The 554-nt window shown below is 61.6% G+C and carries 1 protein-coding gene and 1 pseudogene; both read left to right on the plus strand.

Annotated features, from left to right (window positions below):
* A pseudogene (locus GIW04_RS31200) lies at positions 1–370 on the plus strand (replication protein P); the annotation flags it as partial.
* Between the two features lie 50 nt (positions 371–420).
* Positions 421–554 (plus strand): DUF1382 family protein (locus tag GIW04_RS31205; protein WP_236270126.1); only part of this gene is annotated, 134 nt, incomplete at its 3' end.

Consider the following 554-nt stretch of genomic DNA (forward strand, 5'->3'; position numbering starts at 1 on the left):
GGTGGAGGCATTGATGGGCGTCTACAGCCACGAAGGCGTGCGCGTCGCGGCCAACGAGACTGGAATATTCGACCTGCGCTCAGCCAAGCAGGAAGACAAGGGCCTTCGCCAGCGCTTCGACCACAACTACGCCGTGGTGATCCGCCGCGCCCAGGAAGGCCAGCCGCTGAACGGGAAGATCCTCACCGGGATCGGCCACGACAGCCAGAAGACGCCCTTTGAACTCGCCAACGAGCTCGCCGACCAGCAGGTCCAGGCAAAAATCATTCAGCAAGGCATCCCGGCCGACGGCAAGTCAGCCCGCGAGCTCCTGCTGGCAAAAATGAACATCAAGCGCGATGCACAGCGCGGCGCAGAGCATTCGTCATGAAGCGAGCAAACCCAGCACAGCTACGCCAATCCATTGAGATGGCGAACACCATGGTCAAGCACGGAATCCGTTTCGTGTGCATGCCGGTGGTGGATGAGGCGGACATGGCCAATCTCGCCAGCCAGGCCGCCGAGCGCTTTGAGCGTATGGCGTTGATCGCAGAAGCAGCGGAGAAGCGGACATG

It is taken from the genome of Pseudomonas sp. PA-4-8C, from assembly GCF_021606625.1.
Lineage (GTDB): Bacteria > Pseudomonadota > Gammaproteobacteria > Pseudomonadales > Pseudomonadaceae > Aquipseudomonas > Aquipseudomonas lactis.